Source organism: Pseudomonas sp. P116 (assembly GCF_020149425.1).
GTDB lineage: Bacteria > Pseudomonadota > Gammaproteobacteria > Pseudomonadales > Pseudomonadaceae > Aquipseudomonas > Aquipseudomonas anatoliensis.
In genome coordinates this window covers 647,601-663,206 of the sequence record NZ_JACVHB010000004.1, presented here as the reverse complement: position 1 = coordinate 663,206, position 15,606 = coordinate 647,601, and the positions used below count along the sequence as shown (strand labels likewise).

The 15,606-nt window shown below is 58.7% G+C and carries 16 protein-coding genes; 10 read left to right on the top strand and 6 right to left on the bottom strand.

Annotated features, from left to right (window positions below; all coding sequences use genetic code 11):
* The first annotated feature begins 21 nt into the window (after window positions 1–21).
* Genes ICA15_RS17390 through ICA15_RS17375 form a run of 4 tightly spaced genes read left to right on the top strand, consistent with a single transcriptional unit; the run spans window position 22 to window position 3,601 of the window.
* The gene (locus ICA15_RS17390) at window positions 22–951 is read left to right on the top strand and encodes a metal ABC transporter substrate-binding protein (protein WP_150603405.1); all 930 of its coding nucleotides are present in this window, start codon (window positions 22–24) and stop codon (window positions 949–951) included.
* Window positions 948–1,796, top strand: coding sequence for a metal ABC transporter ATP-binding protein (locus ICA15_RS17385; protein WP_224450889.1), 849 nt, complete (start codon window positions 948–950; stop codon window positions 1,794–1,796). The genes ICA15_RS17390 and ICA15_RS17385 overlap by 4 nt, the downstream gene beginning before the upstream one ends.
* Window positions 1,796–2,695 carry a metal ABC transporter permease gene (locus tag ICA15_RS17380; RefSeq protein ID WP_007917717.1) on the top strand — a complete coding sequence of 300 codons (900 nt, stop codon included), beginning with the start codon at window positions 1,796–1,798 and terminating at the stop codon, window positions 2,693–2,695. Before ICA15_RS17385 ends, ICA15_RS17380 begins: the two co-directional genes overlap by 1 nt.
* On the top strand, window positions 2,696–3,601 hold the full coding sequence (locus ICA15_RS17375) for a metal ABC transporter substrate-binding protein (protein WP_210553924.1): 906 nt from the start codon (window positions 2,696–2,698) through the stop codon (window positions 3,599–3,601).
* A gap of 203 nt (window positions 3,602–3,804) precedes the next feature.
* Here the strand turns inward: ICA15_RS17375 and ICA15_RS17370 are convergent, their stop codons facing one another.
* The 5 genes from ICA15_RS17370 to ICA15_RS17350 all read right to left on the bottom strand — a co-directional run bounded on the left by ICA15_RS17370 (window position 3,805) and on the right by ICA15_RS17350 (window position 8,367).
* Window positions 3,805–4,029 carry an MbtH family protein gene (locus ICA15_RS17370; protein ID WP_003226665.1) on the bottom strand — a complete coding sequence of 75 codons (225 nt, stop codon included), beginning with the start codon at window positions 4,027–4,029 and terminating at the stop codon, window positions 3,805–3,807.
* An 83-nt stretch (window positions 4,030–4,112) separates the two neighbouring features.
* A complete protein-coding gene (locus ICA15_RS17365; protein ID WP_210553925.1) occupies window positions 4,113–5,525 on the bottom strand; it encodes an aspartate aminotransferase family protein in 1,413 nt (470 codons plus the stop codon).
* 143 nt (window positions 5,526–5,668) lie between these two features.
* A complete protein-coding gene (locus ICA15_RS17360) occupies window positions 5,669–6,154 on the bottom strand; it encodes a GNAT family N-acetyltransferase (protein WP_150615892.1) in 486 nt (161 codons plus the stop codon).
* Window positions 6,155–6,364: 210 nt separating this feature from the next.
* Complete coding sequence (locus tag ICA15_RS17355) at window positions 6,365–7,687, bottom strand: ATP-binding protein (protein ID WP_150615893.1); 1,323 nt, start codon at window positions 7,685–7,687, stop codon at window positions 6,365–6,367.
* Window positions 7,687–8,367: a response regulator gene (locus ICA15_RS17350; RefSeq protein WP_150615894.1), complete on the bottom strand. Its 681-nt coding sequence runs from the start codon at window positions 8,365–8,367 to the stop codon at window positions 7,687–7,689. Before ICA15_RS17350 ends, ICA15_RS17355 begins: the two co-directional genes overlap by 1 nt.
* A 270-nt stretch (window positions 8,368–8,637) precedes the next feature.
* Here ICA15_RS17350 and ICA15_RS17345 point away from each other — a divergent pair, with 270 nt between their 5' ends.
* From ICA15_RS17345 to dsbG, 6 genes are all read left to right on the top strand, one after another.
* Complete coding sequence (locus ICA15_RS17345; protein ID WP_210553926.1) at window positions 8,638–9,321, top strand: hypothetical protein; 684 nt, start codon at window positions 8,638–8,640, stop codon at window positions 9,319–9,321.
* 207 nt (window positions 9,322–9,528) lie between these two features.
* Window positions 9,529–10,224 (top strand): hypothetical protein, encoded by a 696-nt coding sequence (locus tag ICA15_RS17340; RefSeq protein ID WP_210553927.1) that lies wholly within the window; start codon window positions 9,529–9,531, stop codon window positions 10,222–10,224.
* 202 nt (window positions 10,225–10,426) lie between these two features.
* Window positions 10,427–11,116: a hypothetical protein gene (locus ICA15_RS17335; protein WP_210553928.1), complete on the top strand. Its 690-nt coding sequence runs from the start codon at window positions 10,427–10,429 to the stop codon at window positions 11,114–11,116.
* Window positions 11,117–11,212: 96 nt separating this feature from the next.
* Window positions 11,213–12,946 (top strand): protein-disulfide reductase DsbD, encoded by a 1,734-nt coding sequence (gene dsbD, locus ICA15_RS17330; RefSeq protein WP_210553929.1) that lies wholly within the window; start codon window positions 11,213–11,215, stop codon window positions 12,944–12,946.
* The gene (locus ICA15_RS17325; RefSeq protein WP_150603395.1) at window positions 12,946–13,827 is read left to right on the top strand and encodes a TlpA disulfide reductase family protein; all 882 of its coding nucleotides are present in this window, start codon (window positions 12,946–12,948) and stop codon (window positions 13,825–13,827) included. The genes dsbD and ICA15_RS17325 overlap by 1 nt, the downstream gene beginning before the upstream one ends.
* A complete protein-coding gene (dsbG, locus tag ICA15_RS17320) occupies window positions 13,803–14,573 on the top strand; it encodes a thiol:disulfide interchange protein DsbG (RefSeq protein ID WP_210553930.1) in 771 nt (256 codons plus the stop codon). Before ICA15_RS17325 ends, dsbG begins: the two co-directional genes overlap by 25 nt.
* A gap of 88 nt (window positions 14,574–14,661) precedes the next feature.
* Here dsbG and ICA15_RS17315 read toward each other — a convergent pair whose 3' ends face one another.
* Complete coding sequence (locus ICA15_RS17315; protein WP_210553931.1) at window positions 14,662–15,483, bottom strand: alpha/beta fold hydrolase; 822 nt, start codon at window positions 15,481–15,483, stop codon at window positions 14,662–14,664.
* Between the last annotated feature and the right edge of the window lie 123 nt (window positions 15,484–15,606).

Genomic DNA, 15,606 nt, shown 5'->3' with positions numbered 1-15,606 from the left:
CCGAGAGAAGACCGTTTGCCCATGTCTATTTCATCTCCACGCCGTCCGTTGTTGCGTCTGTTTCTGTTGGGTCTTTGCGCCTGCCTGCTGAGCCCCCTGGCCAGCGCCGATCCGGCGAAACGCCTGCGCATCGGCATCACCCTGCACCCTTATTACAGCTATGTGGCGAACATCGTCGGCGACAAGGCCGAGGTGGTCCCGCTGATACCGGCCGGCTTCAATCCGCACGCCTACGAACCACGGGCCGAGGACATCAAGCGCATCAGCGGCCTCGACGTGATCGTGCTCAATGGCGTCGGCCATGATGATTTCGCCGACCGCATGATCGCCGCCAGCGAAACCCCGAACATCAAAACCATCGAGGCCAACGAAAACGTGCCGCTGCTGGCCGCGACCGGGGTCGCTGCGCGCGGCGCCGGCAAAGTGGTGAACCCGCATACCTTCCTGTCGATCAGCGCCTCCATCGCGCAGGTCAACAACATCGCTCGGGAGTTGGGCAAGCTCGATCCGGACAATGCCAAGACCTACACGCAGAACGCACGCGCCTACGGCAAACGCCTGCGGCAGATGCGCGCTGACGCGTTGGCCAAGCTGACCCAGGCGCCGAACGCCGAGTTGCGTGTGGCCACCGTTCACGCGGCTTACGACTATCTGCTGCGCGAGTTCGGGCTGGAAGTGACGGCGGTGGTCGAACCGGCCCACGGTATCGAGCCGAGCCCGAGCCAGTTGAAGAAGACCATCGACCAACTGCGCGAACTGGATGTGAAGGTGATCTTCTCGGAAATGGACTTTCCGTCTACTTACGTCGAAACCATTCAGCGTGAATCGGGCGTGAAACTGTACCCGCTGTCGCACATTTCCTACGGCGAATACACCGCTGAAAAGTACGAAAAGGAAATGACCGGCAACCTCAACACCGTGGTTCGGGCGATTCAGGAGTCTGGCGCATGACATCCAGAGAAACCCTGATCGCAGAAAACGCCGAGTCCCCTGTAGGAGCGAGCCTGCTCGCGAAGGCGCCCGGCCAAGCACCATCATTGTTGAATGACACACCGCAATCCCGAGCAGGCTCAGTCCTACAAGTGTGTGGTCCGACCCTGGAATTTGCGCAGGTCTGCCTGACACTGGGCCGCACGACAATTCTCGACAACGTCTCCTTCCAGGTGCAACCCGGCACCGTGCATGCACTGGTCGGCCCCAACGGCGGCGGCAAGAGTTCGCTGATCAAGACGTTGCTGGGGCAGATGCCGCATCAGGGGCAGTTGAGTCTGCAATGGCCCGGCGAGCCCGGCACCATCGGTTATGTGCCGCAGGCGCTTGAGTTCGATCGCGGCTTGCCGATGACGGTCGATGATTTCATGGCTGCCATGTGCCAGCGCCGCCCGGCGTTTCTTGGCTTGAGCAAGCACTACGCCGGCGCCATCGGCGAAGCGCTGGAACGGGTCGGCATGCAGGACAAACGCAAACGTCGCATGGGCGCGCTGTCCGGAGGTGAACGTCAGCGGGTGTTGCTTGCCCAGGGCTTGATCCCTGCACCGCAACTGCTGGTGCTGGATGAGCCGATGTCCGCTCTCGATGAGGCCGGGATCCAGGTCTTCGAACGCCTGCTTGGCGACTGGCGCGCGGCGGGCATCACCGTCCTGTGGATCGAACACGACCTGGAAGCAGTTGGCCGTCTGGCTGATCGGGTCACTGGTCTGAACCGTCGCGTGCTGTTCGACGCCACGCCACAACAGGCGCTGACTCCAGAGCGTCTGCTGACCCTGTTCTCGACCCATCCACGGAGCGCTGCCTGATGAGTTACGAAGCCTTTCGATTGATGGTCCAGGGTTGGGCCTCTTCCGGTTATCTGCCGGAGGCGCTGGCTTACGGTTTTGTGGTCAACGCGCTGCTCGCCGGTCTGTTGATCGGTCCGGTGCTGGGTGGCCTCGGCACACTGGTGGTGGTCAAACGCTTCGCGTTTTTCTCCGAAGCGGTCGGCCACGCGGCGCTGACCGGTGTGGCCATCGGCATCCTGCTGGGCGAACCCTACACCGGGCCTTATGGCAGCCTGTTCGGCTACTGCCTGCTGTTCGGCATTTTGCTCAATTACCTGCGCAACCGCACCGGCCTGGCACCGGATACGTTGATCGGCGTGTTCCTCTCGGTGTCCCTGGCATTGGGCGCGAGTCTGCTGCTGATTCTCGCGGGCAAGATCAACGTGCACATTTTGGAAAACGTACTGTTCGGCTCGGTGCTGACGGTCAACGGCAATGATCTGGCGGTATTGGCCATCGTCGGTTCGCTGGTCATGGCCCTGGCGCTGCCGCTTTACAACCGCATCATGCTCGCCAGTTTCAACCCGCAACTGGCAGCAGTTCGAGGCGTGGCAGTGAAGACCCTGGATTACCTGTTCGTGATTCTGGTGACGCTGATCACCGTGGCTGCCGTGAAAGTCATCGGCGCGATTCTGGTCGGTGCCCTGCTGGTGATTCCGGCGGCGGCGGCGCGCTTGCTCAGCCAGTCGCTCAAGGGCTTTTTCTGGTGTTCGGTGCTGATTGCCACGGTCAGCACGTTGTGCGGGATTCTCGCGCCGATTGTTTTCGATCTGCCGATTCCGTCCGGCGCGGCGATCATTCTGGTCGCCGGTATTGCCTTCGCCCTCGCCGCCATCGCGCGCGGGGTTGTCCCGAGTCTGAAAGGGAATCTTGGATAAATGCTTTTTTCATTGCGCAACCTGACGTTGGCCATGGCCCTGTGCGGCGTGGTTTCCACACCTTTAATGGCCGCCGAAAGCGCCAAGCCCTTGCGAGTGCTGGCCTCTCTTCCGATCACCTACGGCCTGGGCGAGGTGCTGCTCAAAGGCACCGACGTCAGCCTCGAACGCGCGGCCCCGGCGAACTTGCCGGGCAGCCGCCAAACCGCGTACTTCACCGGGCGCGGCGCTCCGGCACTCAATAAACTGGCCACCGGCGCCGATGCGGTGATCGGCGTGCGCTCGCTGTGGGCCGATGACCCACTGTACCCCTTCGCCCGTCGCAGCAACATTCGCATCGTTGAAGTCGATGCCGCACGCCCGGTCGACGGCGCGTTGCCCGGCATTGCCGTGCAACCGGATTTGAAAGTCGACGGTTTGAACAGCCAGCCGTGGCTGGCGAGCAACAACATGGGGCGCATGGCAGACGTGATGGCGGCAGATCTGGTGCGTCTGGCACCCAGCGCCAAGCCGAAGATCGAAGCGAATCTGGCGCTGTTGAAACAACGCCTGCTCAAACTCAGTGCCGCCAGTGAGGCGCGTCTGGCCAGTGCCGATAATCTGAGTGTGATGAGCTTGAGCGATCACTTCGGCTATCTGATCGGCAGCCTGAACCTTGAACTGATCGGGCAGGATCCCCGTCCTGACGCAGACTGGACGCCCGAGGATCTGAAAAAACTCACGGCGACACTCAAGGAAAACGATGTCGCGGTGGTGTTGCATCACCGTCAGCCATCGGAAGCGGTGAAAGCGGCGATTGCCGAGTCGGGTAGCCGATTGCTGGTGCTGAGTATTGATGCCGAAGATCCGGTGACGGAGCTTGAGGGCAATGTGGATTTGCTGCTCAAGGGGTTGAGCGGGGCGTAACTTCAGTTGTACCGAGTTATCGTTCATCGCTGGCAAGCCAGCTCCCACAGTGATCTGTGGTGTGTACAGCATTTGTGGAGCACAACAAAACCCTGTGGGAGCTAGCTTGCCAGCGATGAGGTCCTGACAGAAACCCCATATCCCGGACATGAAAAAACCCGCTGACTGTCTCCAGTCCAGCGGGTTTCTTTTTGCCTGTCAGCTTATTGAGCTGCAGCCTGCCCTTCCATCTTCTGGCGCAGGCTGAGTGGGCGCATGTCGGTCCAGACTTCTTCGATGTAGGCCAGGCATTCCTTTTTCAGGCCGCTCTTGCCCACGGTGCGCCAGCCCTCTGGCACGGCCTTGTAATCCGGCCAGATCGAGTACTGCTCTTCGTGGTTGACCACGACCTGAAAGAGGATGTCCTCACGGTCGAATACTGACGTCATGCTGGTTCTCCATCGTTGTAAGGGTGGGCTGCACGTCGGGTGCAGCCGGGTATGTAGAAAGAACGTTCGGCGCGCTGAAAAATTTATACAGCGGCAGTAGCGGCAGCCAATGCACGACCGAAGATCTCGGCAACGCGGTCGATTTCGGCGGCGGTGATCACCAGTGGGGGCAGGAAACGCACCACGGCGCCATGCCGACCGCCCAACTCAAGAATCAAGCCGCGCTTGAGGCATTCGCGCTGCACCAATGGCGCCAGACGCGCAAACGCCGGCGGATGGCCGAGCGCATCCGGGGTGCCCGTCGGGTCCACCAGCTCGACGCCCAACATCAGGCCAAGACCACGAATATCACCCAATTGCGGAAAATCACGCTGCAGAATGCGCAGGTGCTCGCTCAGGCGCTCGCCCATGGCGGCAGCGTGTTCACACATCTTGTGTTCAAGCAGATAACGCATCACCGCAGAACCGGCAGCCATCGCCATCTGGTTGCCACGGAACGTGCCAGCGTGTGCGCCCGGTTGCCAGGTGTCGAGCCAGTCGCGATAGACCACCACCGCCAGCGGCAGGCTGCCGCCGATAGCTTTGGACAGCACGACCACGTCCGGGATGATGCCGGCATGTTCGAAGGCGAACATCTTGCCGGTGCGGGCAAATCCGCTCTGAATCTCGTCGACAATCAGCGCCACGCCGGCCTTCTCGGTGATCCGACGCAAGCCGCGCAGCCATTCGATGTCAGCCGGAATCACCCCGCCCTCACCCTGCACCGCTTCGACGATCACGGCCGCAGGCAATTGCACGCCGGCCTCGGGATCGTTGAGCAAATTGTCCAGATAGCTCAGATTTGCCTTCACTCCGTCAGCGCCGCCGATGCCAAACGGGCAGCGGTAGTCATACGGAAACGGCATGAACTGCACGCCGTTGCTGAGTAACGCACCCAGCGGCTTTTTCGGCCCCAGGCTACCCATCAGGCTCAAAGCGCCCTGGCTCATGCCGTGATAACCACCGGAGAACGACAACACGGTGCTGCGTCCGGTGGCCGTGCGCACCAGTTTCAGTGCCGCTTCCACGGCATCAGTACCGGTCGGGCCGCAGAACTGAATTTTCGCTTGCGACGCCAGTTCTGCCGGCAACAAGCCGAACAGATCCTGGACAAACTGATCCTTGACCGGGGTGGTCAGGTCCAGCGTGTGCAGCGGCAGTTCATCGGCCAGCACCTGCTGGATCGCTGCGATCACCACCGGATGGTTATGCCCCAGTGCCAGGGTGCCAGCCCCGGCCAGACAGTCGATGAACGTCCGCCCTTCGACATCTTCGACATAAAGACCCTTGGCGCGTTTGAGTGCCAAGGGAATGCGTCGCGGATAGCTGCGGGCATTGGACTCCTGCTGTGCCTGACGAGCCAGCAATGGCGATTCATTGAACTCATACAACGTTTCCGCTGGCGCCGAGGCGACCCGGGCCGACGACTCTCTGATAAGGCTGGTGGCGACTGACATCTCTCGACCCCTCGATTCGCTATGGATAGTGACCAAAACAGCACACCGGACAGGTGCGCGTTCCAGTCACGGGGCGCACTTGCAGGTTTTCCTGTTCTGGAAACGCTTAAGCGAGGCAAGGATTTAGCCCCTTGAGCGACTGTTCATCCGGACATTGCCAGCGGCTTGCACATAGGCAGGATCTGCAAGCCGTTATGCGCGAGGGAGGGCGCAGATTCGCGGTAACCCAAATGGCGGTAGAACGCTTCGCCGGTGCGTGTGCTGTTGAGGTGGGCGGTGCGCACACCGCGAACCCGCAGCCAGCCTTCCAGATCGTTCATCAGCGCCCTCCCGGCGCCACGGCGAAATGATTCCGGTTGAACGTGGCAGAGCACAACGTCGCCATTTGAACGGGCCATGCCGATACCGACCGGTTTGTCCGCCAGCATGGCAATACTCAGATAGAAGTGCGGATCGGCGAGCCAGGCGCTGATGAAATCGGCAGACTGCTGCCGGGTCCAGTCGCTGACGATCAGCGGGTCGTTGCGGTGATCGAGCGCACAACCAAAACGGATCGAGCGTTCGATGATACGGCTGATGATTCCGACGTCGGCCAGAATGGCCGGACGAATGCAGACAGGTGCTTGCATGGCGCTGTTCCCTCAATCCATTGAGTCAAGGCTGGCGCCGACCTTAACGTCAGCGCCGCCGATTAACCATTGGAGAGAAGTTACATTTGATGTGCCACACACCGATCCCCTGTAGGAGCTGCCGAAGGCTGCGATCGTTTGATCCTGATCTATAAACAAAAAAACAAAAGATCGCAGCCTTCGGCAGCTCCTACACGGGGAGTAGTGAAGTCAGATGGATTGCAATGGCATCGTCAGCTCAACGCGCAGCCCATCCGGGCGGCTGTCGAAATGCAGGGCACAGTCGCAACGCTGGACGATCGCCTGGACAATCGCCAGGCCGAGGCCGCAACCGGTGCTCTGGCCGTTGCGCCAGAAGCGCTGGGTAAGGTGTTGCAAATCATCCGGCGCAATACCCGGACCATGGTCACGCACGACGAAACGTACGCGGTTGCCGATGGTTTCCAGACGCAGCTCGACCGCACAATCCTCGGGGGTATGACGCAGGGCGTTGTCGAGCAGATTGCGCAACGCGGCAATCGACAGTACCGCAGGCATTTGCAAGGGTGCAGACGAAAATTCGTCCGGCAGATGCAATTTGATACGCAAACGCTCACCACCAGTAGCGTCGGCAATCGCCAACCTTGCCACTTGCTCGGCGCTGTATTGCGAGCCGTCGTCGAAGGACAGACTGCCCTCGACCCGCGCCAGCAAAAGCAGTTGCTCAAGCGTGCGATGCAAACGGTCGGCCCCCTCCTCGGCCCGCGCCAACGATTGATCGCGGGCGCTGCCGTCGGTCATGCGCGCCACTTGCAGGTGCGTCTTGATCGCCGTCAGCGGGCTGCGCAGTTCATGCGCGGCGTCACCGGTCAAACGACGCTCACGCTCGATGGTCTTGCCGATGCGCTGGAACAGCTGATTCTGGGTATCGAGCAGCGGCTTCAATTCGCTGGGAAACGATTGCAATTGCAGCGGCTCGAGCGAGTCGGCATTACGCCGCATCAAGGCTTCGCGCAGACGATTGAGCGGTGCCAGGCCTTGCCCGATTCCCAGCCACAACAGGCACAGACAGCCGAGCAACGCCACGCCCACCGGCACCGACGCCGCCAGCAGGATCGACATGTTCAAGGCTTCGCGTTCGATCTGCCGATCTGCCGTGGTGATGCGCACATCGCCCCGGGCGAGGGTGAAACTGCGCCACGGCGCGCCGTCGATCATCTGATCGTGGAAGCCCATTTTCTCCGCTTCCAGCGCTTGCTCGGGATTGTTATGGCTGCGCGCGAGAATTTCCCCGCGCAACGAGCTGACCTGACAGGCCATGCCGCCGGGAATGTTCAGTTGCTCGGCACTGAAATGCGTGCCCTCGCCTTTGCTCGGCAACGTCGGCAATTGCTCCAGCAACCCGGCCACCATGCGCGCCGAAGCCACCAGACGCTGGTCGAGGGAAAACATCATCTGGTTGCGCAGATCGCTGAGCATCCAGGCCGCTGCCAGCGCCCAGATCAGCGCGAACGCAGCGCCAAGGGTCAGGCTCAGGCGCAGTCGCAGGCTCATCACTTGCCTTGATCTCCACCATCGGCCGGGCCCAGGCGATAGCCCAGACCGCGCACGGTTTCGACGATGCCCTTACCGAGTTTGCTGCGCAGGTGATGGATATGCACGTTCAGCGCGTTGCTTTCCAGCTCGTCGTTGAAGCCATAGACGCTGTCCTTCAACTGCTCGGTGGACAGAACCCGACCGCGATTGTGCAGCAGTGCCTGTAACAGCGATTGCTCGCGCCGCGACAGATCCACCGATTGCCCGGCCAGCCGGGTTTCGCGACTGCTCGGGTCGTAGGTCAGCGCACCGTGCTCGATCAGGTTGACGCTGCGCCCCGCCACCCGCCGCAGCAAGGTCTGCAGTCGCGCAAACAGTTCTCGCAGATCGAACGGTTTGAGCAGGTAATCGTCGGCGCCGGCCTGCAAGCCATCGACTCGATCGGTGACCGAATCGCGCGCCGTCAGGATCAGCACCGGAATTTCCAGGCCGTGCTGGCGCAACTGCTGCAACAGTTTCAGGCCATCTTCGTCGGGCAGGCCTAGATCAAGCACCATCACATCAAACTCGGCGACCTTGAGCATCGCCCGCGCCCTGGCTGCGGTATTGACGTGCTCGACGGTCAAGCCCTGGGCTGTGAGTCCGGCAACGATACCGCTGGCGATCAGTTCATCGTCTTCACAAACCAGTACGTGCATGGCAGCTCCCTGAGCAAAAACGCGAGTGAAACAGGTGAGGATTAAGCGGCAATTATGGCTGCCCCTGATGGAGACGGGAAGCCGGGGGAATTCTCGAGTGTGCCGGCGCTCGGCGATACAGTACGACATCGGCTACCGGTGCACTCCGCCCGCGCACAGAAAGTTCAGGAGCAACAACTTTCAACATATAGCGCCTGTCAATAAAAACAACTCTTGGATAACCTCGGCGAGCAACACAACCAAACTCAAATTAAAAGGAATTAAGTCAACATGCCTGCACTCGATAACTTCGTCGCCATTGATTGGCGCTCCGGCCCTGACCGCATCTATTTTTTCTTTCAGGATAACGACACTTACTCTAGATTCGATATTGGCGACAACAAAGTACCTGAAGGCTATCCCGGTGCAACCAAGGGTAGCTGGGACGCATTCGACCCATACACCAAAAAATTGCAATTCGGTTTTACCACTACATCATCTAGTTTTGAGAATGGCCTCGATGAAGACATCTCCTGGCTTTTCTTCTACGACGGAGACACGCCCACAGTCTGCAAATACAACCAGGACAAAGATAAAGTAGACGGCTTTTATAAAGTAGCCGACACGATCTGGGCGCCGATAACTGATTACTTTTTCGAAATCATGGCTGCCACATGGGACAAGTCAAGGAATGAAATCACGTTCCTTCTCCACGGCGCACGCTATATGTCTTTCGACTGCAGTGAACACACACTGACCGGAGGCAGGTTAGGCGAAGATCGCCTAGGAGCCTTGTTCCCGTATAGTAATCGGATCATCACGGCCGCCCAAAATGATCGAACTTTTGCGGACAGCTATTGGTATATATTTCTCACCGACAACCAATATCTTGTTTACAACATAGATGACGACAATCTCGTATCCGGTCCAAAAGACGTCAACGACGGCAATTGGCCTGGGCTGTTGCGTGATTGATCGGTTCATCCGAAGCTTCACGGGGCGCGGTTAGCCATCGGTTAACCGCGTGCCCCCGTCGCGCTCCTTAGCTACACAGAGGCAAGTTCCACCCCTGTTTTAGTCTGAGCGAGTTCCGGATCTCGGGCTTAAACATAGCGACAAGTAATTCCGCCTAAACAGAAGCGATAGACATACCACAACTTGCATAAAGGGATATTGATAACCATGCCTGCTTTAAATAACTTCGTCACCATTGACTGGCTCTCCGGCGCTGATAAGATTTATTTCTTCTTTAAAGATACCGATACTTACTCTCGATTCGATATTGGCGACAACAAAGTACCCGCTGGATATCCCGCCCCTACCCGAGGTAACTGGGATGCATTCGAGCCACATACCAAAGACTTGCTCTTCGGTTTCACCACCACCTCATCGAACCTTAAGAATGGCCTCTTCGACGAAGACATCGCCTGGCTGTTCTTCTACGACGGAGATACGCCCACAGTCTGCAAATACAATCAGGACGAAGATAAGGTTTCCGGCTTTTATAAAGTAGCCGATACCCACTGGAGTCCGATACTTCCCTACTTTGACGAAATCATAGCTGCCACATGGGAAGGCCCAAGGAGTGGCAACAGTGTAATCAGGTTCCTTCTCCAAGGCGCACGATATCTATCCTTCCACGGCACAAAACACACACTGACCTTACATAAATTCGGCAATGATCGTCTGGGCGCCTTGCTCCCGTATCACGAAAGGATCATCACGGCCGCCAAGAATGATCGAATTATCGCGGACGACTATTGGTATATATTTCTCACCAACAACCAATATCTTGTTTACAACATGGATGAGGACAAACTCGAATCCGGCCCACACTACGTCAACGATGGTAATTGGCCAGGGCTGTTACGCGGCTGACCAGTTCAGCCATTGCGCGGTTAGCCATCGGTAAACCGCGCCCTCCCAACGCCCTCCTTAGTTACACAGAGCCAAAGTCCACAAATCGTGTTTCTTAGTCTAAATGAGTTTCTGATCTCGGGACCTACCCAAGCGACAAGCACGTTTGCCTAAACAGAAGCGATAGACATACCACAACCTTCATAAAGGGATACTGATAACCATGCCTGCACTAAAAAATTTCGTCGCCATCGACTGGCGATCCGGCCCTGATCGAATCTATTTCTTTTTTAAAGATAACGACACTTACTCTCGATTCAATATTGGCGACAATAAAGTACCTGAAGGTTACCCCGGTGCAACCAAGGGTAGCTGGGATACCTTCGACCCCTACACTAAAAACCTGCGTTTTGGTTTCACCACTGACGGAATGTTTTCCAGTGGCGCCGGAGACGATATTGCCTGGCTTTTCTTCTACTCGGGCAACACCCCGATGGTCTGCAGATATGATCAGGATAAAGACAAGGCTGCTGGCTATTGGAAGGTAGCTGAAAGTATCTGGCTCCCGATACTTCCTTACTTTGATAAAATTGTCGCCGGCACATGGACAGAAATCGCAGGCTATAGTCACCTGTTCACGTTTCTTCTCAATGACGGGCACTACCTGAGATTCAACTACCGGAAAAATGCTATCACCCGCAATGCCTTTGGCTCCAATATCTTTGGTGCGCTGATCCCCTATAAAGACCGGATCATTACCGCCGCACAAAATGACCGGACTTTCGCTGATAGCTATTGGTATATTTTCCTCACCAACAATCAGTACCTTGTTTACAACCTCCAGGACGGCAGGCTCGTTTCGGGCCCGCATGAGATCAACGAAACCAGTTGGCCGGGATTGTTACGCACCTGATTGGCCAATCGAGGAAGGCCTTGTAGGCTACGGTTAATTATCGGTTAATCGCCACCGCCCATTCTGCCCTCAATTGCACAGGGACAAGGCTCCTCCATGCGTCGTATTTTTCTACTGTTTGCTCTATTGATCTCGGGCCTGGCCCAGGCCGGAAACAATCCTTTCGAGACAAAACCGGACTTTCTGCCGGTCGACCAGGCGTTCGTTCTCACGTCCGAACGCCTGGAATCCGGTGAAACCCAGCTGTTCTGGCAGATCACCGACGGCTACTACCTGTATCAGAAACGCCTGAAGTTCGACGGCTTGAGCGCTGCACAACAGCCGACGCTGCCCGAAGGCGAATCCCACAGCGACGAGTTCTTCGGTGAACAACCGGTCTATCGCCAAGGGCTGGAGGTAAAAATCCCGGCGGCGGCGACCGGTCAGATCAAGGTCAGCTATCAGGGTTGCGCCGATGCAGGTCTGTGTTACCCGCCGCAAACCCGGGTCATTGATCTGGGCGGCAAAGCGGTCACGCCGGCCAGTGCGCAAGCACCGGATGAAGCGTTGGCCAGCAGCCTGCAGCAACGAGCACTGGGCTGGAGCCTGCTGGTATTTTTCGGCCTCGGCCTGCTGCTCGCCTTCACCCCTTGCACGTTGCCGATGTTGCCGATTCTGGCGGGGATGATCGTCGGCAGCGGCGCGACGCCACGCCGGGGTTTTGCGCTGGCCGGCAGTTATGTGATCTGCATGGCACTGGTGTATGCGGCAATGGGCGTAATTGCCGCGCTGCTCGGCGCGAACCTGCAGGCCTGGCTGCAAAATCCGTGGCTGCTGGGGACTTTCGCGGCAGTCTTCGTGGTGCTGGCGTTGCCGATGTTCGGCTTCTTTGAACTGCAATTGCCGGTGGCCTTGCGTGACCGACTGGAACACGCCTCGCGCAGTCGCAGCGGCGGCAGCCTGATTGGCGCCGGCGTGCTCGGCGCACTGTCCGGCCTGCTGGTCGGACCGTGCATGACCGCGCCACTCGCCGGTGCGTTGCTGTACATCGCGCAAAGTGGCAATGCCCTGCACGGTGGTTTGATTCTGTTCTCGCTGGGGATCGGCATCGGTGTGCCGCTGTTGCTGCTGGTGACCGTAGGTAATCGCTTCCTGCCAAAACCCGGCGATTGGATGAACCTGCTCAAGGGCGTGTTCGGTTTCCTGTTCCTCGCCACGGCTCTGCTGATGTTGCGCCCGGTGCTGGACCCGTCGTTATGGCTCGGTCTGTGCGGCGCCTTGTTGTTGATCGCCGCTTACTGCGCGTGGAAGCAGTCCGAAGGCTTCGGCCGTGTCGCCCAGTTGTTCGGCGCCACTGCATTGCTGCTCGGGTTATGGGGCAGTTTGCTGGTGATCGGTGCAGCCGGCGGCAGTGATGATCCGTATCAGCCGTTGCAGGTTTACAGTGGCGACCGTGTCGCCAGTGCTGCGCCGATTGGTCATGACGCGTTCACCACCATCAAGGAACCGGCAGCATTGCAACGCGAACTGGATGCCGCCAAGGCCCAGGGCCAGTGGGTGCTGCTCGATTATTACGCCGACTGGTGCGTGTCCTGCAAAGTCATGGAAAAACAGGTCTTCGGCAAGGACAAGGTGATGCAGGCGTTGAGTGACGTACGCCTGCTGCGGCTGGATGTGACTGCTGACAATGCCGCCAGCCGCGAATTGCTTGGCCGCTATAAAGTGCCGGGGCCACCGACTTTTGTCTGGATCGGCACCGACGGCGAAGAGCGCCGCAGCCAGCGCATCACCGGTGAAGTCGATGCCGATACGTTCCTGCAACGCTGGACCACCACCCGAGACGCCAACTAATGCTGACTTTCACCCTCGGCACTTTTGCCATCGCGCTTAACCATTTGCTGCTGATCAGTGCATTGGCACTGGCGACCTTCGTCGGTTGGCGAGTGGCCAAACGCGGTGGCGATAATCCCGAGTCGGCGCTGTTCAGTCTGTTTTTGCTTGGCATGCTCGCGGCACGCATCGCGTTTGTCGCGTTGTACTGGAGCCACTACCGCAACGATCTGTGGCAGATCGTTGATTTGCGCGATGGCGGTTTCCTCGCCTGGCCGGGCGTGATTGTGTTGCTGCTCGCGGCACTGTATCGCGGCTGGCGTCGCCCGGGGCTGCGTCGGCCGCTGGGTTTTGGCGTGGCCAGCGGTGTGCTGTTCTGGGTGATGGCGACACTGTCGTTGAACATCTACGAACAAGGCACACGGCTGCCAGACATTTCCTTGCGTAACGCGGCTGGGGAAACCATCCAGCTCAGCGACTACAAAGGTGGGCCGCTGGTGATCAACCTGTGGGCCACCTGGTGTCCACCGTGCCGACGCGAAATGCCTGTGTTGGAAAATGCCCAGCAGCAACGCCCTGACCTGACGTTCCTGTTCGTCAATCAGGCCGAAAGCATGCAAAGCGTTGCGACGTTTCTCGAAACCCAGGGCCTGAGCCTGACCAACGTGTTGTTCGACCGCAGTGGTCGTTTGGGTCAGGCCGTGGGTTCCATGGCATTGCCGACTACCCTGTTCTATAGCCCTGATGGTCGCCTGTTGGCCAGTCACCTGGGCGAGTTGTCGAACGCCAGTCTGGCTCGCGCAATGGAAAACTTCGACACCCCGAATTCAAATCCGAACCCGGCCTCCGCACCGGCCACTTCGTCAAGGAAACTGCCATGCCCCGCCTCCGCCACCTGCTGACGCTGACTCTGGGCACTGCCCTGTTGCAACTGCCGTCGGTTCAGGCCGCTGAAGAATTGCCTGCCGCGATCAAGCAGATCGAAGCCAAAGGCGCGAAAATCGTCGGCCAGTTCGACGCCCCCGACGGTTTGCGCGGTTACGCGGCGCAATACCAGAACCGTGGCATGGCGTTGTACCTGACCCCGGACGGTAAGCACGTTCTGCTCGGCAACCTGTACGACGCCGACGGCAAAGACCTGAGCAGCGAACCGTTGCAGAAACTGGTGTACGCGCCAATGGCCAAGGAGGTCTGGGCCAAGTTCGAGGCAAGCAACTGGATTCAGGACGGCAACAAGGATGCGCCGCGCACGGTGTACCTGTTCAGCGATCCGAACTGCCCTTACTGCAACGTGTTCTGGGAACAGGCCCGCCCGTGGGTCAAGTCCGGCAAAGTGCAGTTGCGCCACATCATGGTCGGGATCATCCGCGAAGACAGCCCGGGCAAATCCGCCGCGTTGCTCGCCGCCAAAGACCCGGCCAAAGCGCTGGAGGATCACGAAAAGGCCGGCAAGGGCAGTTCGCTCAAGGCCTTGAAAGACATCCCGGTAACCGTGCAGACAAAATTGGCGGCGAACATGCAGTTGATGGATGACCTGGAATTGCAGGCCACTCCGGCGATTTTCTACATGGATGCCAAGGGTGAACTGCAACAGCAACAAGGCGCGCCGACGCCGGACAAGTTGGCGAAGATTCTCGGACCTAAATAAGCAATATCAAAAGATCGCAGCGTGCCGCAGCTCCTACAGAAAACGCATATCCCTGTAGGACCTGCGGCACGCTGCGATCTTTTTCTCATCAGCGCCGCGAATGATGCTCAGCCAAAAACTTCAGCAACGCGTCATTCACAAACTGCGGATTCTCCAGATTGGAGATATGCCCCGCCTCCGGCACCAACACGCACGGGCAACCGATCAGTTCAGCCATTTCCTGCGCTTCGGCCGGTGGCCGGGGTTTGTCCTGATCACCGCACAGCACCAGAGTAGTTGCAGCGTTCAGCTCGCCCAGACGTGGCAACAGATCATCTCGACCGAAGGTGATGCGGCCCATCGGTACGATGCTTTCGCGCAGGCGCTCGGATGAATACCCCGCCAGTTTCGCGCGAAAGTCCTGATACAGCGCCGATTGGGGATCGATGCCCGGGCGGAAGAAAATCGGTACGACGATGTCGAGCAACGCGTCTGATATTTCGCCGCTGTCTTCAATCTGTTTGAACAGCGAGAAGTAGTACTGACGGGTTGGCTCGGGTTCTACGCCGACATAGGTGTCCATCAGCACCAAACCGTTTATCCGATGCGGTGCCGACAGCGCCAGACGCACGCCCCACATGCCGCCAACCGACAGGCCGATCAGGGTGATCTGGTCGATATCCAGATGATCGAGCAACGCCTGCGCCTGACGCGCGATGTCATCCAGCGATGTGGTGTTTTCCGGCAATCGACCGGATTCGCCGTGGCCCCAGAGATCCAGCGCAATCACCCGATAGTGCGGCGCCAGCGCGGCGATCTGCGGCGCCCACATGGCCTGATCCCACAGGTAGCTGCCCGCCAGTAACACGGCCGGGCCTGTGCCTTGATCGATGTAGTGAAGTGCTTGTCCGTCAACCGTGAAAAAAGGCATCGACTAACCCCTCGTTTGCAAAAAGAGAACCGGCAGACTGAGCTGCTACTACTCGGCAGTCAATTGTCTGAAAAGCGAAAAGATCGCAGCCTGCGGCAGCTCCTACAGGGAAACGCATATTTC

Coding starts and splice junctions, on each gene's coding strand:
- ICA15_RS17365 (WP_210553925.1), bottom strand. CDS start 5,525: ATGTCAGTCGCCACCAGCCTTATCAGAGAGTCGTCGGCCCGGGTCGCC.
- dsbG (WP_210553930.1), top strand. CDS start 13,803: ATGCCCCGCCTCCGCCACCTGCTGACGCTGACTCTGGGCACTGCCCTG.
- ICA15_RS17335 (WP_210553928.1), top strand. CDS start 10,427: ATGCCTGCACTAAAAAATTTCGTCGCCATCGACTGGCGATCCGGCCCT.
- ICA15_RS17340 (WP_210553927.1), top strand. CDS start 9,529: ATGCCTGCTTTAAATAACTTCGTCACCATTGACTGGCTCTCCGGCGCT.
- ICA15_RS17380 (WP_007917717.1), top strand. CDS start 1,796: ATGAGTTACGAAGCCTTTCGATTGATGGTCCAGGGTTGGGCCTCTTCC.
- ICA15_RS17325 (WP_150603395.1), top strand. CDS start 12,946: ATGCTGACTTTCACCCTCGGCACTTTTGCCATCGCGCTTAACCATTTG.
- ICA15_RS17355 (WP_150615893.1), bottom strand. CDS start 7,687: ATGAGCCTGCGACTGCGCCTGAGCCTGACCCTTGGCGCTGCGTTCGCG.
- ICA15_RS17360 (WP_150615892.1), bottom strand. CDS start 6,154: ATGCAAGCACCTGTCTGCATTCGTCCGGCCATTCTGGCCGACGTCGGA.
- ICA15_RS17345 (WP_210553926.1), top strand. CDS start 8,638: ATGCCTGCACTCGATAACTTCGTCGCCATTGATTGGCGCTCCGGCCCT.
- ICA15_RS17375 (WP_210553924.1), top strand. CDS start 2,696: ATGCTTTTTTCATTGCGCAACCTGACGTTGGCCATGGCCCTGTGCGGC.
- ICA15_RS17390 (WP_150603405.1), top strand. CDS start 22: ATGTCTATTTCATCTCCACGCCGTCCGTTGTTGCGTCTGTTTCTGTTG.
- ICA15_RS17370 (WP_003226665.1), bottom strand. CDS start 4,029: ATGACGTCAGTATTCGACCGTGAGGACATCCTCTTTCAGGTCGTGGTC.
- dsbD (WP_210553929.1), top strand. CDS start 11,213: ATGCGTCGTATTTTTCTACTGTTTGCTCTATTGATCTCGGGCCTGGCC.
- ICA15_RS17385 (WP_224450889.1), top strand. CDS start 948: ATGACATCCAGAGAAACCCTGATCGCAGAAAACGCCGAGTCCCCTGTA.
- ICA15_RS17350 (WP_150615894.1), bottom strand. CDS start 8,367: ATGCACGTACTGGTTTGTGAAGACGATGAACTGATCGCCAGCGGTATC.
- ICA15_RS17315 (WP_210553931.1), bottom strand. CDS start 15,483: ATGCCTTTTTTCACGGTTGACGGACAAGCACTTCACTACATCGATCAA.